This window comes from Marasmitruncus massiliensis (assembly GCF_900186535.1).
Taxonomy (GTDB): domain Bacteria; phylum Bacillota; class Clostridia; order Oscillospirales; family Ruminococcaceae; genus Anaerotruncus; species Anaerotruncus massiliensis_A.
In genome coordinates, this window is record NZ_FYDE01000005.1 from 575,278 (window position 1) to 590,398 (window position 15,121).

The 15,121-nt window shown below is 51.0% G+C and carries 14 protein-coding genes; 5 read left to right on the forward strand and 9 right to left on the reverse strand.

Annotation, left to right across the window (positions count from 1 at the left end):
* Positions 1 to 11: 11 nt before the first annotated feature.
* From C1A10_RS10840 to iolD, 7 genes are all read right to left on the reverse strand, one after another.
* Positions 12 to 527, reverse strand: coding sequence for a hypothetical protein (locus C1A10_RS10840; RefSeq protein WP_145997728.1), 516 nt, complete (start codon positions 525 to 527; stop codon positions 12 to 14).
* Positions 514 to 678 (reverse strand): hypothetical protein, encoded by a 165-nt coding sequence (locus C1A10_RS18495; protein ID WP_180951097.1) that lies wholly within the window; start codon positions 676 to 678, stop codon positions 514 to 516. The genes C1A10_RS10840 and C1A10_RS18495 overlap by 14 nt, the downstream gene beginning before the upstream one ends.
* Positions 679 to 880: 202 nt before the next feature.
* The gene (locus tag C1A10_RS10845) at positions 881 to 1,876 is read right to left on the reverse strand and encodes an ABC transporter permease (RefSeq protein ID WP_101910279.1); all 996 of its coding nucleotides are present in this window, start codon (positions 1,874 to 1,876) and stop codon (positions 881 to 883) included.
* Positions 1,858 to 3,375 (reverse strand): sugar ABC transporter ATP-binding protein, encoded by a 1,518-nt coding sequence (locus C1A10_RS10850; protein WP_101910280.1) that lies wholly within the window; start codon positions 3,373 to 3,375, stop codon positions 1,858 to 1,860. The genes C1A10_RS10845 and C1A10_RS10850 overlap by 19 nt, the downstream gene beginning before the upstream one ends.
* 90 nt (positions 3,376 to 3,465) lie before the next feature.
* Positions 3,466 to 4,497 (reverse strand): sugar ABC transporter substrate-binding protein, encoded by a 1,032-nt coding sequence (locus tag C1A10_RS10855; RefSeq protein WP_101910281.1) that lies wholly within the window; start codon positions 4,495 to 4,497, stop codon positions 3,466 to 3,468.
* A gap of 71 nt (positions 4,498 to 4,568) precedes the next feature.
* Positions 4,569 to 5,465: a myo-inosose-2 dehydratase gene (gene iolE, locus C1A10_RS10860; protein WP_101910282.1), complete on the reverse strand. Its 897-nt coding sequence runs from the start codon at positions 5,463 to 5,465 to the stop codon at positions 4,569 to 4,571.
* Positions 5,466 to 5,493: 28 nt separating this feature from the next.
* Positions 5,494 to 7,425: a 3D-(3,5/4)-trihydroxycyclohexane-1,2-dione acylhydrolase (decyclizing) gene (gene iolD, locus C1A10_RS10865; RefSeq protein ID WP_101910283.1), complete on the reverse strand. Its 1,932-nt coding sequence runs from the start codon at positions 7,423 to 7,425 to the stop codon at positions 5,494 to 5,496.
* Positions 7,426 to 7,805: 380 nt separating this feature from the next.
* Here iolD and iolG point away from each other — a divergent pair, with 380 nt between their 5' ends.
* The 4 genes from iolG to C1A10_RS10885 all read left to right on the forward strand — a co-directional run bounded on the left by iolG (position 7,806) and on the right by C1A10_RS10885 (position 11,597).
* Positions 7,806 to 8,819, forward strand: coding sequence for an inositol 2-dehydrogenase (iolG, locus tag C1A10_RS10870; RefSeq protein WP_101910284.1), 1,014 nt, complete (start codon positions 7,806 to 7,808; stop codon positions 8,817 to 8,819).
* 86 nt (positions 8,820 to 8,905) lie between these two features.
* Positions 8,906 to 9,766 carry a class II fructose-bisphosphate aldolase gene (locus C1A10_RS10875; RefSeq protein ID WP_101910285.1) on the forward strand — a complete coding sequence of 287 codons (861 nt, stop codon included), beginning with the start codon at positions 8,906 to 8,908 and terminating at the stop codon, positions 9,764 to 9,766.
* Positions 9,753 to 10,769, forward strand: a complete 1,017-nt coding sequence (iolC, locus tag C1A10_RS10880; protein ID WP_101910286.1) for a 5-dehydro-2-deoxygluconokinase — start codon at positions 9,753 to 9,755, stop codon at positions 10,767 to 10,769. Before C1A10_RS10875 ends, iolC begins: the two co-directional genes overlap by 14 nt.
* A gap of 45 nt (positions 10,770 to 10,814) precedes the next feature.
* Positions 10,815 to 11,597: a 5-deoxy-glucuronate isomerase gene (locus C1A10_RS10885; RefSeq protein WP_101910287.1), complete on the forward strand. Its 783-nt coding sequence runs from the start codon at positions 10,815 to 10,817 to the stop codon at positions 11,595 to 11,597.
* A gap of 68 nt (positions 11,598 to 11,665) precedes the next feature.
* Here the strand turns inward: C1A10_RS10885 and C1A10_RS10890 are convergent, their stop codons facing one another.
* Positions 11,666 to 12,427: a DeoR/GlpR family DNA-binding transcription regulator gene (locus C1A10_RS10890; protein WP_101910288.1), complete on the reverse strand. Its 762-nt coding sequence runs from the start codon at positions 12,425 to 12,427 to the stop codon at positions 11,666 to 11,668.
* A gap of 256 nt (positions 12,428 to 12,683) precedes the next feature.
* Between C1A10_RS10890 and C1A10_RS10895 the strand changes: the two genes are divergently transcribed.
* Positions 12,684 to 14,195 (forward strand): CoA-acylating methylmalonate-semialdehyde dehydrogenase, encoded by a 1,512-nt coding sequence (locus C1A10_RS10895; protein ID WP_101910289.1) that lies wholly within the window; start codon positions 12,684 to 12,686, stop codon positions 14,193 to 14,195.
* 151 nt (positions 14,196 to 14,346) lie between these two features.
* On the opposite strand, the gene C1A10_RS10900 is transcribed toward C1A10_RS10895, so the two are convergent.
* Complete coding sequence (locus tag C1A10_RS10900) at positions 14,347 to 15,105, reverse strand: GntR family transcriptional regulator (protein ID WP_101910290.1); 759 nt, start codon at positions 15,103 to 15,105, stop codon at positions 14,347 to 14,349.
* Positions 15,106 to 15,121: the final 16 nt, after the last annotated feature.

The following is a 15,121-nucleotide window of genomic DNA, read 5'->3' on the forward strand; positions in this document are numbered from 1 at the left end:
CGGATATCATTTTAAACAGCTGAAAGGTGTTTTTTAAGTTCGGCTTCCGCCTCAGCCAATCCCGAGTAAAAGCTGGTGCGAAACCCCCAAACCCGGCCGTCGCTGAGAGACAGCGAAAGCGTCTGAACGGGAGCCGTCCTGCGGTACATGGAAAAGCCATAGCTGCCCGCGGAAAAACCCTGCCCTTCACCCAAATCGAACCGCACGGATTTTATTTCCGAATAAGGGGACTCCAGCTCAAAAAACGGCGTATGATAGCGTACGCCGTTTTCCAGCAGGACCAGCCGCTTGCCGGAGTTGAAAACAAGGTGCAGCCCGAACGCGATGCCGATAATCGGAAGGCAGACCGGAACCAGGATCCGATACCAGGGGGCCGTTCCTGAAAAGACGCCGAATTCTCCCCAGTAAAAAATAAACAGAGCGGAAACGGCAAAGCAGAGGAATGCTTTAAACAATAACAGGACGCGTTTCGCCCGCACAGTCATAATCGGGTTTCCCAAGTGCCCGGTGTCGTTATGCGAGTCCACAGTCGTTATAGTCCTTCCATCTTTCGTGGTAGGCGCGCTCGCTGGCATAACGATAAATGGAATAACCCGCCGTAATGCAGAGCACCAGAAGCGCGGCCGCATATGGAAGCATCATAGAAAACAGAGATTTATATTTGTGATTATAGTACATGATTAAGCCCTCCTTCGCGGGTGCGTGTTTTAGTTATCATACCGCAAAAACTTTAGTCCGTCAACCGGACAAGCGTTATTTGGAAGAATTAAATCATTCCCGGATGAGCGGGCAATTATTCAAACAAAGCAATGAGCCGGATACTTCAAAGAAATACCCGGCTCATTTGCGTTTAGCCATAAGAACTTGCAAAGAGGGACGATTACATTGCCGCCAGCCTGCGTGCTTTGGCTTCCATTCTGCCGCGGGAAACATCGATAAAGACCGCAAGGACAATGACGGCGCCGATGACGATATACTGGATATCATTCTGTGCACCCAGCAGGTTCAGGCCGTTGCGGATAGTGCCCATGATCAGCGCGCCGATCAGGGTTCCCCAAATGGTCCCCTTTCCGCCGTTGAAGGAGGCGCCACCGATGATACACGCGGCGATTGCATCGGTGTCAAAGGTGGTCCCGGCGGTCGCGTTGGCGGTTGAAACACGCCCGATTAAAACAATCGCAGCGATTCCGCACATAAAGCCGGACAGTCCGTATACAAAGGTGAGCACATTTTTGGACCTGATACCGGACAGGCGCGCGGCTTCCGGATTGCCGCCCACGCAGTAAATCTGGCGCCCAAGAGCGGTCTTGTTGAGGAAAATGTGGAATCCGGAAAACAGGATCACCACAACGATAAAGCTGATGGGGAAACCGGCGATTGTAGCGGAACCAAGATAGAGCACCGGATCAATGCCGGTATTGAAAAAGCCGACGGGAGTCGCGCTGGTGATCAGAAGCGCGAGCCCGAGGGTGATGTTTTTCATCCCCAGTGTGGAGATGAACGGGTGGGGAAGGTTCAGCCGTGTGAGCAGAAGCCCGTTGGCAACTCCCGCGAGCAGGCCTGTCACAAGAGCCGCGATAATCAGTACAAGGGGGTTCTTGACGCCGAAATTCTGCACCAGCACGCCGACCACACAGGCGGCGAGCACGCAGTTTGAGCCGACGGAGAGGTCAATGCCCGCAGTGATCAGTACGACCAGCATTCCGGAGGCGATCAGGCAGTTCACAGAGGTCTGCTTAAAGATGTTCATGAGATTGATGTAGGTTAAAAACCTTCCGGAAGTGACAGCCGTTAAGATGGCGCATAAAAAAAACAATGCCATCAGAGGCCCTAGTTTCATCATAAAGTCTTTCAGATTTATTTTTCTACGAGACATGGTATTGTTCCTCCCCAAGCAGCTTTCATAATGCCTTCCTGATTAAAATAGCCGCTGTTTTTCTCGATTTCTGCCATCATTCTGCCGGAGCGCATAACCAGTACGCGATCGCTCATACCCAGGATTTCCGGAAGTTCCGAAGAAATCATAATGACGCATTTTCCTTCTTTTACGAGGTTGTTCATGACGTGATAGACTTCTATTTTTGCCCCCACGTCGATACCGCGGGTAGGCTCATCGAATATGAACACTTCGGCGTCCGAATTCATCCATTTGCCGATGACCACTTTCTGCTGATTGCCGCCGGAGAGCTGGCCGGCGATTTCATCAATACTGGGCGTCTTAATGCGCAGAGCCTTCACATTTTTTTCTCCCAGTTCTTCGATCTTTTTATCATTCAGAAAAGGGCCGCTGCAAAACTCCCCTATATTGCTCAAAATCAGGTTGGTCTTGACGGACTGGGAAAGAATCAATCCCTGATTTTTTCTGTCCTCTGTTAAAAAAGCAATTTTATGCCTGATTGCGTCCGTGGGGCTTTTGATTACCACTTTTTTCCCTTTTACAAGCACCTCTCCGCTGTCGTACGGATCCGCTCCGAAAATTGCCCGGAAAGTTTCCGTTCTCCCCGAGCCGACAAGTCCGGCCACCCCGAGAATCTCTCCGCCATAGGCAGAAAAGCTGATATCGTGGAGCAGGCCGGCGGAATTCAGATTGCGCACTTCCAGATAAACGTCTCCTCTGGATGTACACTCCTTCGGGTAAAGGTTATCCAGAGTGCGTCCGACCATCGCTTCAATCAGCTTGTCATTATCCAGTTCACCGATGTCCCTGGTAATGATATGCTCGCCGTCCCGCATAACGGTTACCCGGTCGCAGATTTCAAAAAGCTCTTCCAGCTTATGCGATACGAACAGGACGGCAACCCCCTTTTCTTTCAGGGCGCGGATTGATTTGAAAAGCTGCTCTACTTCCTTTTCGCCGAGACTGGAGGTCGGTTCGTCCATGATGATCAGCCGGGCATCCAGGGAAACCGCCTTGCCAATCTCCACCATCTGTTGAAGCCCCATTCCGAGTTTGCCGCACTCCTGAGCGGGGTCGATGTCGTGCCCCAGTGAAAGCATCGCGTCATGCGCCTGTTTGTGCATCGCTTCATAATCCAGCAGACCCGATCTTTTTTTAACGCTTCTTCCCATAAAGATGTTATCCGTTATCGAAAGCAGCTTTACGATATTGAGTTCCTGATAGACACAGGCAATACCGGCCGAACGTGCGTCAACCGGATTATGAAAGACTACTTTTTGCCCGCCTGCCAGAATTTCCCCCTCATCCGCCAGATGTACACCGGTCAATACTTTAATCAGGGTGGATTTCCCTGCACCATTTTCGCCAACCAGCCCATGAATTTCGCCGGGCTTTATTGCAAGGGACATGTTTTTCAGCGCGATTACGCCCGGAAACCGCTTGGTGATATTTCTCAGTTCTACCACATATTCGCTCATTTTGTTCCACCGCCTGTTTCTTACACTTAGCCTTTTTTAGAGAACGCGGGAGAAGGGGGTTTGTTCTTCTCCCGCGTTGTTCAGTGCCGATTATTTGTTCATGCTGGCCAGTTCATCTAAATATGCCTGTGCATTGTCTTTTGTAATCAGTTTTGCCGGAACAGGGATGACCGGGTCTATTTTTTCGCCGTTAATCGATTTTACCGCGGCCTCGACCGCCATATAGCCCATCTGGAACGGCTGCTGCGCGATGGTGCCTTCCAGTTTTCCGGCAAGGATTAGATCCACCGCGGATTTATTGCCGTCAAATCCGATGATCTTGATATTGTCGATGCCATTTTGCTCGCAGGCCTGCTGGGCGCCGATTGCGGTATCGTCGTTATGGCAGAGGACAGCCTGGATTTCGTTGGGGAAACGGGCGAGCAGGTCCTCCATGGTTGCCATGGATTTATCCGCGGTATTCTGCCCGGAAAGCGTATCCAGCACAGTAATTCCGCCGGCTTCCAAGGATTCTTTATAACCGCTCAGTCTGGATTCGCTGGTTGCCTCGCCGAGCTGGCCGCAGATGCAGACCGCTTTACCGCCTTTGCCCAGCTTGTCGGCAATGTATTTGCCGCCGAGAGCCGCGGCTTCTTTATTTCCCGTTCCGACGAAAGAGGTTTTCCCCTCCAGCTCGGCATCGGTGTCCACAAACAAAACCGGGATTTTTCCGATCGCCGGGGCCAGAGCGCCGGCTGCCGCACTGGATTCACAGGGCGCCACCACGATTGCGTCCACATTTGCGCTGAGCTGTTGCTCAATCTGTGCTACCTGTTCAGAAATTTCGCTTTCGGCCGCCGGTCCCAGTACATTTACGGTAATGCCGAAATCCTGAGCGGCCTTGTCGCAGCCGGCTTTGACATAGCCCCAGTATTCGCTGGAGAGGGTTTTGAGCACAACGCTTACGGTATAATCCTTTTCCGCCGGTTTCGGCGCGGGCTGCGAAGAGGAGGCAGGTTCACTGGAAGCAGGGACTGAAGAAGGCGCAGCCGAACTGGATGCCGGCGCGGGCTGGCTGGAACCGCAGGAAGCCAGAGAAATGGCCAGGATTCCCGCAAGGACAAGCGATATCAGTTTTTTCATGATTTTTCCCCTTTCAGATTATAAAATTTTTCGTAAATCCTATTCACCACAAATACTTGTGGAGAGAGCCGTTATACACCTGCCGCCTCGCGGATAAAGCGGCGCGCCTTTACCGCATACTCGAACGGATTTGCCACGGCGGGGTCCTGTTCTGCTTCGACAAGCAGCCAGCCTTCATATCCGCCCTCCGCCAGTTTTTTGAAGATCGGACAAAAATCGATTGCTCCGTCGCCCGGGACAGTAAAGGCGCCCTGCCGCACACCTTGCAGGAAGCTGCCTTTTTCCTCCTTGATTTTTTTTACCACGGCCGGGCGGATGTCCTTAAGATGCACATGCTTGATGCGGGGGAGGTAACGTGACAGAATATCCAGAGGGTCTTCGCCGGAATAGACCAAATGCCCCGTATCATACAGCAGAAAAACCAGCCTGGGATCGGTCATCCGCATGAAACGGTCAATTTCCGGCGTCGTCTGCACAACAGTCCCCATGTGGTGGTGGTAGACCAGTTTCATTCCTTTTTCCGCCGCCAGCCTGCCCAAACGGTTCAGCCCATCCGTAAGCAGCTGCCAGTCCTGTTCGTTCATTCTGTATTTTCCGTCAAATATCGGCGTTTCCATCTGCCCTTGGATGCTGTGCCCCTGCTCGGAAACGACAATCACTTTTGCCCCCATGGCATGCAGGAAATCGCGGTGTGCAAGGAAGGCCTTTTCTGTTTCCGCATACGGCTTCGTAGTCAGAAACGAGCTGAACCACGCGCTTGCGATCTCCAGGCCGCGGAGATCCAGATAATAGCTGAGCCGGCTTGTATCTCTTGGGTATTTGTTGCCCACCTCGCAGCCGGTATAACCGGCGAGCGCCATTTCGCTGATGCACTGCTCAAAGGTGTTTTCTTTGCCAAGGTCCGGCATATCGTCGTTCGTCCAGCCGATGGGCGCAATGCCGACTTTTACTTTGGATGAATCAAACATAGGTAATCCTCCTTTAATCTTCGGCATATCAGTACATTCTGGCGCTGTCCAAATGCTCCATGCGCCGGCGGTAGGCTTGTTCGACCGCCGGATTTTGGGACTGTCCGGCGATTCCCACATGCCACCAGGATTTATAGGAATCGGTCATTGTTTTCGGGAGCGCCTTAATATCGATCAGTACGGAAGTCTCCTGTTTCTTGGCGTCTTCCAGCGCGGTCTCCAGTTCCTGCATGTTTTTCGCCGTGTAAGTCTTCAGCCCGTAACCGCGTCCCACCATGGCATAATCAATGGGGATCAATTCCCCGTCCTGTGCGCCGGTCTGCGGGTTCCGGTAGCGGAACTCTGTCGCGAGGCTGCCCATACCGTTGCCCATCTGCAAATTGTTGATGCAGCCGAACCCGCAGTTGTCAAACAGCAGGATGGTAATCTTTTGGCGTTCCTGAAGGGAAGTTACCAATTCAGAATGCAGCATCAGGAAGGCTCCGTCGCCCACCATGCTGTAAACCGGCTGTCCGGGGCGCGCCAGCTTTGCACCCAGCGCGGCCGCAATTTCATAACCCATACAGGAGTAACCATATTCCATTAAATAAGTATCTTTTTCGTCGGTCGTCCACATGCGCTGCAAATCGCCGGGCAGGCTGCCTGATGCACCGACAATAATCGCATTTTCCTCGATATGTTCCCTGATGGAGGCAATTGCCGCTGTCTGGATAATGGTACCACCGGTCGTACGTACATAATCTTCAATCGCGTGCTCGCCTTTTGCCGCAATCAGTGGTGAAAAATCAGCGCCGTACCCAATATTGCGCAGATTGTCCATTTCCATTTTCCAGGCTTCACGCGCTTTTGCGATCTCATTTTGATAGCCGGACTGATACCCCTTTTCCTCTAACCCTTTCGTCAGAAGTTCAATCGAGGCTTTCGCGTCGCCAACAATCTGCCTGGCGTCCAGCTTATAGGCGTGGAAGCGGGATATGTTCACTGACAAAACGGAAACCGAGGGATTCCGGAACAGCTCCTTGGACCCTGTTGTGAAATCACTGTAGCGTGTACCGACCCCAATCACAAGGTCGGCCTGTTCCGCGAGCGCGTTGGCAGCCAGATTCCCCGTTACGCCGACACCGCCGACGTTCAGCGGCTCGGAGGATGGAACGGCGCTCTTTCCGGCCTGTGTTTCCAGAATCGGGAGGTTAAATTTCCGGCACATGACGCGCAGGGCCTCGCCCGCTTCGGAGTAGCGCACGCCGCCGCCGCAGATGACAACCGGTTTTTTCTTTGCGCAGATCAGCTCAATTCCCTCTTTGATTTCATCGGCCTCCGGTGCCGGACGGGCAATCCGGTGCACCCGTTTCTGGAAGAACTCGGCAGGGAAATCAAATACCTCTCCCTGCACATCCTGCGGAAGGGAGATGCATACGCCCCCTGTCTGTGAAGCGTCGGTCAGGACGCGCATAGCGCCGATCATGGCCGACATCAGCTGTTCGGGACGGCTGACCCTGTCCCAATAGCGGGTGATGGGTCTGAATGCATCGCTTGTAGTAACCGAAAGGTCATAGGGCTGTTCAAGCTGCTGAAGAACGGGGTCGGGCTGCCTGGTCGCAAAAGCGTCCCCGGTAAAAACAAGCAGCGGGATGTGATTGACAGTGGCATCTGCGACCGCGGTAACCATATTGGCTGCACCCGGGCCGATGGAGGACGCACAGGCGATGATTTTCCTCCGGTTGTTCTGCTTTGCAAATCCGGCTGCGGCATGGCACATTCCCTGCTCGTTGCGCCCCTGATATACTTTCAGGGAACCGGGGTTTTCATCCAGCGCCTGTCCCAGGCCGCAGACAATGCCGTGCCCGAAAATGGTAAAAATCCCGTCTACAAATTTTGATACCTGATTGTCGAAACTTACATACTGATTATCCAAGAATTTCACCAAAGCTTGCCCAACAGTCATGCGGCTTTTTATCATATGTATCCCCCTTGTTTTCTCCGGATTTGCACTTCCGTCGCCTTGGAAGCGGATTTAGGATAGTGGGATTTAAACTTAAGTTGTCATAAGAATACCATCACGTTTTTGTAAAGTCAACAATAATATCAGCAAAAATTGAATAATTTTATATTATTTTTCCTTTTGCATAAATATATGATGCAATTTACTATCATGTTGACAAAACGCAGGGGCGACAAAAATAAATTGTTTTTTATAATTGACAAAAAATAAAGATTGTTTCAGTGAATACTATGATTTTTTTAAATTTAACTTGAAAATGAGAAAATTCGATGTTATACTGTGAAAAAAGTTAACCAAGATATTATATTAACTTAATAAACTTTGAAAGGGCGTTATGTATGTTGAATCTGGGTATTATCGGAATCGGAAGAATCGGCAAAGTTCATGCGCAAAGCATTACATACCACTTAAAGAATGCGCACGTAAAAGCCATTGCCGACCCGCAGATGAACGACGGAAACCGCCAGTGGGCAAAGGAACTGGGGGTGGATGCCTGCTATGAGGATTACCGGCAGATTCTTGCCGATCCGCAGATTGATGCTGTTTTGGTATGTTCCTCAACGCCGACGCACGCAGATATCTCAATTGAAGCAATCCGGGCGGGAAAGCATGTGTTCTGCGAAAAGCCGGTTTCTCAGGATGCATCCAAAATTGTGGAGGTTATGCGTGCGCTGGAAGGTACCGGACTGAAGTTCCAGGTGGGATTCAACCGGCGCTTCGACCATAATTTTGAGGCTGTCAGGGGTGCGGTTGCTTCCGGAGCAATCGGCGATCTGCATATTGTAAAAATCACCTCCCGCGACCCGGATTCCCCGCCGATCGAATATGTGAAGGTATCGGGCGGGATGTTTTTAGATATGACAATCCATGATTTTGATATGGTTCGCTATCTGTCCGGCAGCGATGTCACAGAGGTTTACGTCAACGCGGCTGTTCTGGTGAATCCTGAAATCGGCAGGGCAGGCGATGTGGATACCGCAATTATTACCATGAAACTGGCCAGCGGAGCGCTAGCGGTGATTGATAACTCCAGGCGCGCGGCTTACGGATATGACCAGCGGGCGGAAGTGTTCGGTTCAAAAGGGCAGGCGGCGGTTTCCAACGATACCGCTTCCAGTGTTGTGATCAGTTCGGAAAACGGTGTGACGGGAGAAAAACCGCTCTATTTCTTTCTGGAGCGGTATATGGATTCATTTTCCAAAGAAGTGGGCATGTTTGTGGATGCAATCCTGAACCATACCGAGGTGCCTGTCAATGTCAATGATGGCCTCCAGCCGGTGCTGATTGCGCTGGCGGCGAAGAGGTCCATGCTGGAAAACCGCCCTGTGAAGCTTTCCGAAATTGCTTATTAAAAAGCGGACAGCGCCTGATCATTTTGAGGCCGGCGTGTCCGTAAAAAATCTGTGATGCTGAAAAACCAGAGAAAGCGGGTGAGGCAATGTCTTTATGTACGATGAAGGAACTTCTCGAATCTGCTCAACGGCAGAACCGGGCGGTCGGGGCCTTCAGTGTCGGAAATATGGAAATGGTGGCCGGGGCGGTAAAAGCGGCGGAACAGAGCAAAACCCCGATCATCCTGCAGATCGCGCAGGTGCGGTTCCCTTATTCGCCTCTGCACCTGATGGGTCCTATGATGATTGAAGCGGCCCAGAACGCATCAGTAAAGATTGCGGTTCATCTGGACCACGGAACCACAATGGATGCTGTTCAAGCCGCACTGGACTATGGCTTTACGTCGGTCATGTTTGATGGTTCTCTGCTGCCGTTTGAAGAAAACGTTATGAAAACCTCTCAAGTGAAAAAAATGGCCGACCGTTTCGGCGCAACGGTCGAAGCAGAGCTTGGCATTGTCGGGGGCAGTGAAGACGGCGGAAAATCCCACGGAATCCGCTGTACCGACCCTGCGGAGGTCCCGGAATTCTGCCGGAGAACAGGGGTGGATGCGCTTGCCGTGGCAATCGGAAACGCGCATGGAAACTATCCTGTCGCGCCCGTACTTTGCTTTGATGTGCTGGAAAAAATCCGTCAGGTCTCTCCGGCGTATCTTGTTTTGCATGGCGGCAGTGGTATTTCTGATCTGGATTTTCGTAAATCAATTGAGCACGGGATCCGAAAGATCAATATTGCAACCGCAAGTTTTCAGGCGTTGACCTGCAAAGCGGAAGCGTATTTTACTACCCAGTCAGGCTGCGACTATTTTGGACTCAATGAAAAAATGGTGGAGGGCGTCTACGAAAATGTGTTGCACCACATTATGGTGTTCAACAATAAGGAGGATTTACAGGATGCAGTATCTTAAGTTTGATGAGAGCAGGCCGTTTGACATGGTCCTGCTCGGCCGTGCAGCAATTGACCTGAACCCTTCCGATTACTATCAACCGCTTCCACAGTGCACCACTTTTAAAAAGTATCTCGGCGGTTCACCCGCCAATATTGCTGTCGGCCTTGCGAGGCTTGGTAAGAAAATCGGATTCATTGCAAAGGTATCCGACGATCAGTTCGGAGATTTTATTTACGAGCGGTTTGGGGAGGAAGGCATTGATACCTCGCATGTAACCCGCTGCACCGGGGGTCAGAAACTGGGGCTGACCTTTACGGAAATTTTATCGGAGCATGAAAGCAGCATCCTGATGTACCGCAACGATATTGCCGATCTGCAGCTGACGGTGGACGACGTCGATGAAGACTATATCAGGAACAGTAAGGCACTGCTGATTTCGGGAACCGCGCTGGCGGAAAGCCCATCGCGTGAGGCGGCTTTGAAAGCCGCCATCCTCGCCGAAAAAACAAATACACCGCTGATTTTTGATATTGACTACCGCAGCTACAATTGGAAAAACGCGCAGGAAACCGCAATTTACGATTCGATGGTTGCATGCCGAAGCAGTGTGATTCTCGGGTCGCGCGAAGAATTTAACCTCACAGAGTCGCTGATCAGGCCCGGCATGACCGACCAGGAAAGCGCGTCCTACTGGCATGGGCAAAAGGCCAGGGTGGTTGTCATTAAGCATGGGAGGGAGGGCTCTTCCGCTTATACCTGCGACGGGAACCACTATACCATTAAACCGTTTCCGATCAAGGCGCTGAAATCGTTCGGCGGCGGGGATGGCTATGCCTCCTCCTTCCTGCGCGGGTTGCTGGATGGCTGGGAGATTCCGGACTGCCTGGAATTTGGAAGCGCCTCCGCCTCTCTGCTTGTGGCGAGCCATGGCTGTTCGGAGTTTATGCCGACCGACGCCATGACCCGCGAATATATTGCAAGCTGCAAAGCGGAATACGGGGATATGGTTGCGCGCGGATAGGCGCCGGGATGATTGCGCCAGAAAGAATGGGGGAAATACATAAAAATGGAAAGCATGTTTGGCTATCCGGATTTTAACGAAGCCGGGGAAAAGGTTCTCACCGCAGCAGACGGCCTTTACCGTGATATGATGATGAATATTTCCGTATTCAGGTTCCAAAAGGGCGAGAAGCGGATTTTCCTGAAGCCATCGGAGGAGATGGCGCTTCTGCTCCTGCGCGGGAAGCTTTTGTTGAGCTGGGACGGGCAGAGCAGGGAGACAAACGAACGGAACGACCCGTTTGAGGACGGCGCGAGCTGTCTGCATCTGCCCTGCGGCAGCCCTGTGGAAGTCCGGGCGCTTGCCGATTCGGAGTTCCTTTTGCAGAGTACGGAGAACAGCCGAAAATTTGAGGCCCGCTTTTATGGGCCGGAAGATATTGCAGTAGAGACCTTTGGAAAAGGACTGTGCGCAGATACCGCCGTCCGGGAGGTGACAACCATTTTTGATTACGACTCGGCGCCGTATTCCAATATAGTGATGGGGGAAATCTTCAACCGTCAGGGTAGCTGGTCCAGCTATATCCCGCATTCCCATGAACAGCCGGAGGTCTATTACTACCGTTTCGACAGGCCGCAGGGCTTTGGCGGATGTTTTATCGGAGAGAATGTATTTCAGATTCGGGACGGCAGCTTTTGCGCCATCCCCGGGGGGCTGACCCACCCGCAGGTTGCCGCTCCCGGCTACCGGATGACATATGTTTGGATGATCCGTCATCTGGACGGCAATCCGTGGACCAGCCGGGAACAGGACCCTCAGCACACATGGATGACGGGCAAATCCTTCTGAGATCAATTAAAGAAACAGACCTCTCCCGGAATATGGGGAGAGGTCTGTGAAAATCGGATGTGGTCCAACTATTTGGCAAGAAGAATCTGATGTTTGCAGCCTGCAAAAAAGTCCGCATATTCTTTTGGCGGAGTGCTGTCGGTCACAAGAATATCGATTTCATCCAGTCCGCAGTAGGTCATGAGAGAGGTGGTGCCAAACTTTGAGCTGTCCGCCAGCAGGCAGACCAGCTGGCTTTTTCTCACGACTGTCCGTTTGATGTCATATTCCAGCGGGGAGGAATTGGTGGCACCGTTCTCAATTGACAGCCCGGTGCAGGCCATAAACGCTTTGCTGATGTTATAACTTTGCAGAACATTTGCGGCGCTCAGCCCTGTAAAAGAAAGCGTTTTGCGGTTCAGCGATCCGGAAAGGGAGATCACCTCGATGTTCCCGTAAGGTACTGCCTGATTAATTACATCGAGGCTGTTTGTCAAAATGGTCAGATTTTGCCGGTCTTTGATAGATTCAAGCAGGTGGCAGGTCGTTGTACCGGAATCAATAAAGATGATGTCTCCATCCTCCACGATTTCGGCTGCTTTCAGCGCAATCCGCTGTTTCAGAGGAAGATTCTTGATTTTGCGTTCGTCAAAGGAAATCAGCTCCTTCGCGCTCTGCCGGATACACACTCCGCCGTAGATCTTTTTGAAATTTCCACGGGATACAATTTCTTCCACGTCACGGCGCACAGTATTTTTTGAGACGTTGAATTCCGCGCATAACTGGTCCAGTGTAACGGATTTATGATTAAAAATATAGTCTTCCATCGACTCAATTCTTTTTGAACGCATAAGGATTACCCCATTTTCTGTATAACTCAGCCCGATAAAGGTCAAGTTATCTGTATTTTTGTGATTATTATACTATTTATTGTGGGTAAATGCAAATGTTATTTCAATATTTTAAGCGTTTCTTGATATTGTTTTTAAAATTTTTGTTCTGTTTGTGCTTGACTTATTCAAATAATACTCTTATTATAAATTATAAATGGTTAAGTTAATAATAAATTAACTTGTAAATTGATTTAGTTTATAGGAGGTTTGTCAGATGGCTAAAGTAAAAAAGCTCAAACCGTTTATCAATGGGCGGTTTGTGGAATCCGCAACCGAAAAATATACGAATGCGTATGACCCCAGTACCGGAGAGGTAATCGCGAAGGTACCCTGCTGCACGAAGGATGAAGTTCTTGCCGCGGTTGAAAGTGCAAAGGAAGCGTATCCTGCGTGGTCGGCCACACCTGTGCAAAAAAGAGTTCAAATTCTCTATAAAATGCGTGAACTGATCGTCGAGCACATGGATGAACTGACCTATCTGGTTGCGCTGGAAAACGGCAAAAACTGGGCAGAAGCGCAGGGGGATGTCCTCAAAGCCAAGGAAGGAACCGAACAGGCCATCTCCGCACCGTCCCTGATGATGGGGGAAAGCCTGATGGATGCCTCAAAAGGCTACGATACGGTTTTATACCGTGAGCCGCTTGGTGTGTTTGCAGGGATTGTTCCCTTTAACTTTCCATCCATGATTCCAATGGGCTGGATGACCCCGATTTGCATTGCCTGCGGCAACACCATTGTACTGAAAGCCGCAACCTTTACCCCGCAGAGCGCGCTGCGGTTTGCTGAGCTTTATCAGGAGGCAGGCTTGCCGGACGGTGTTATCAATATTGTAACCTGTTCGAGAAACGAATCGGAAATTTTACTCACACATCCCGATATCAAGGGGATCACCTTTGTCGGCTCCACTTCTGTCGGGTTACATATTTATTCGACGGCCGCAGCGGCCGGGAAACGGGTACAGGCGCTGTGCGAAGCGAAAAATCACGCGCTTGTGCTAAATGACGCGCCGGTAAAAAGAGTGGCGGCCGGAATCATCAATTCCGCATTCGGGTGCGCGGGGGAACGCTGCATGGCGCTGCCTGTCGTAGTTGCACAGGATGGGATTGCAGATGAACTGGCGGCGGAGATAGTGGAGCAGGCCAAGCTGCTTCGCATCGGGCCCGCGTATGAGAAAACAACCAAACTTGGTCCGGTGATCAACGCCGCTCATAAACAGTCGGTTTTAAACTGGATTCAAAAAGGCATTGACGAGGGAGCAACTGTCGCGCTGGATGGCAGAAATGTCGTAGTTCCCGGCTATGAGAACGGATTTTATCTCGGGCCGACAGTTCTTGACCACGTGCGGCCGGGTATGGCAGTCGGCGATCAGGAAATCTTCGGACCGGTGCTGTGCATGAAACGGGTAAAAACCTTTGAGGAAGGCCTTGCCCTGATGAACAAAAATCCGTTCGCCAATGGCTCTGTAATCTTTACACAGAACGGACATTATGCGCGTGAATTTGTACGCCATACGGATGGGGGAATGGTCGGCGTAAATGTAGGAATTCCGGTTCCGATCGGCATGTTCCCGTTTTCCGGGCATAAACACTCCTTCTTCGGAGATCTGCATTGTCTGGGCAAAGATGCCTATCGGTTTTTCACGGAAACCAAGGTGGTTACTACGCGCTGGTTTGATGAGGAGGAAAGCAAAGTCACTTCTGTTTCCACCTGGGATGGAACCATCTGAAATCAACTTTGTCAGTTTATCCGAGCATATAGGATCAGAATGGGCCGGATGTTTCATCTGAAACATCCGGCCCATTCTAAAATTTAATAACTTTTTAATAGCTTGCCTCGCGTATCAAAAGATATCCGCTTTTTCAGGGACATGAGGAGTATTATTCTTTTTTTACCGCTACATCTTGCTCCAATTCGTCATGGCTCAACACGCCGCTGTCTTTTACAAAGAAGTGCAGTGCGCGCATAGAGTTCATTGAAAAATCGTTTTTCAGCAACGCAATGTAATCATCACGCGACGTGCGGATATGACGAATAAGCACCTGTGTGCCGCGCTCACAGTCCCCCTGTTTAATAGCTTGCAGGAGTTCCTGATGGTCATTACAGGCCTTGCTCTGAAGTGAACGCTTTAAAAAAGTTAAAAACCGCATGCGCGTCAGCTGCAGCAGCAACTCGTCGTGTGCCTTGATGAGCCTGCGGTTGCCCGAAAGAGATACTAGGCTGTTGTGGAATTTCTGATCCCACACAAAATGCTCCGTTACCCGGTCATCATGATTCGTATCCACCATGGATTTATAGATCTGTTCCAGGGCTTGTACCTGCTGTGGTGGGATTGGGTTCGCTTTTTGAAATGCCAGCCTCAGCGCAGTAGCCTCAATGCCCTCGCGGAAATCAAACAGATCCCGGATTTCCTCAGCGGTGATATCGGCTACCCGGTAACTTGTTTTGCCGGACTCCAAAGGCTCCAGCAAACCGTCGCTGTGCAGACGCTGCAGGGCCTGACGGATAGGAGTTCGGCTCATTCCCAGTTCTTTGCTCAACAGGTAATCCGACACGACCTGACCCGGAAATAATTCAAAGGCGAAAATCTGTTGCTGAATAATGGAATAGGCTTTGTCTGCCAGGCCGCTTTTAACCATGCATACATCCTCCTAC

Coding starts and splice junctions, on each gene's coding strand:
- iolG (WP_101910284.1), top strand. CDS start 7,806: ATGTTGAATCTGGGTATTATCGGAATCGGAAGAATCGGCAAAGTTCAT.
- C1A10_RS18495 (WP_180951097.1), bottom strand. CDS start 678: ATGTACTATAATCACAAATATAAATCTCTGTTTTCTATGATGCTTCCA.
- C1A10_RS10850 (WP_101910280.1), bottom strand. CDS start 3,375: ATGAGCGAATATGTGGTAGAACTGAGAAATATCACCAAGCGGTTTCCG.
- iolC (WP_101910286.1), top strand. CDS start 9,753: ATGCAGTATCTTAAGTTTGATGAGAGCAGGCCGTTTGACATGGTCCTG.
- iolD (WP_101910283.1), bottom strand. CDS start 7,425: ATGATAAAAAGCCGCATGACTGTTGGGCAAGCTTTGGTGAAATTCTTG.
- C1A10_RS10855 (WP_101910281.1), bottom strand. CDS start 4,497: ATGAAAAAACTGATATCGCTTGTCCTTGCGGGAATCCTGGCCATTTCT.
- C1A10_RS10885 (WP_101910287.1), top strand. CDS start 10,815: ATGGAAAGCATGTTTGGCTATCCGGATTTTAACGAAGCCGGGGAAAAG.
- C1A10_RS10900 (WP_101910290.1), bottom strand. CDS start 15,105: ATGGTTAAAAGCGGCCTGGCAGACAAAGCCTATTCCATTATTCAGCAA.
- C1A10_RS10895 (WP_101910289.1), top strand. CDS start 12,684: ATGGCTAAAGTAAAAAAGCTCAAACCGTTTATCAATGGGCGGTTTGTG.
- iolE (WP_101910282.1), bottom strand. CDS start 5,465: ATGTTTGATTCATCCAAAGTAAAAGTCGGCATTGCGCCCATCGGCTGG.
- C1A10_RS10875 (WP_101910285.1), top strand. CDS start 8,906: ATGTCTTTATGTACGATGAAGGAACTTCTCGAATCTGCTCAACGGCAG.
- C1A10_RS10845 (WP_101910279.1), bottom strand. CDS start 1,876: ATGTCTCGTAGAAAAATAAATCTGAAAGACTTTATGATGAAACTAGGG.
- C1A10_RS10890 (WP_101910288.1), bottom strand. CDS start 12,427: ATGCGTTCAAAAAGAATTGAGTCGATGGAAGACTATATTTTTAATCAT.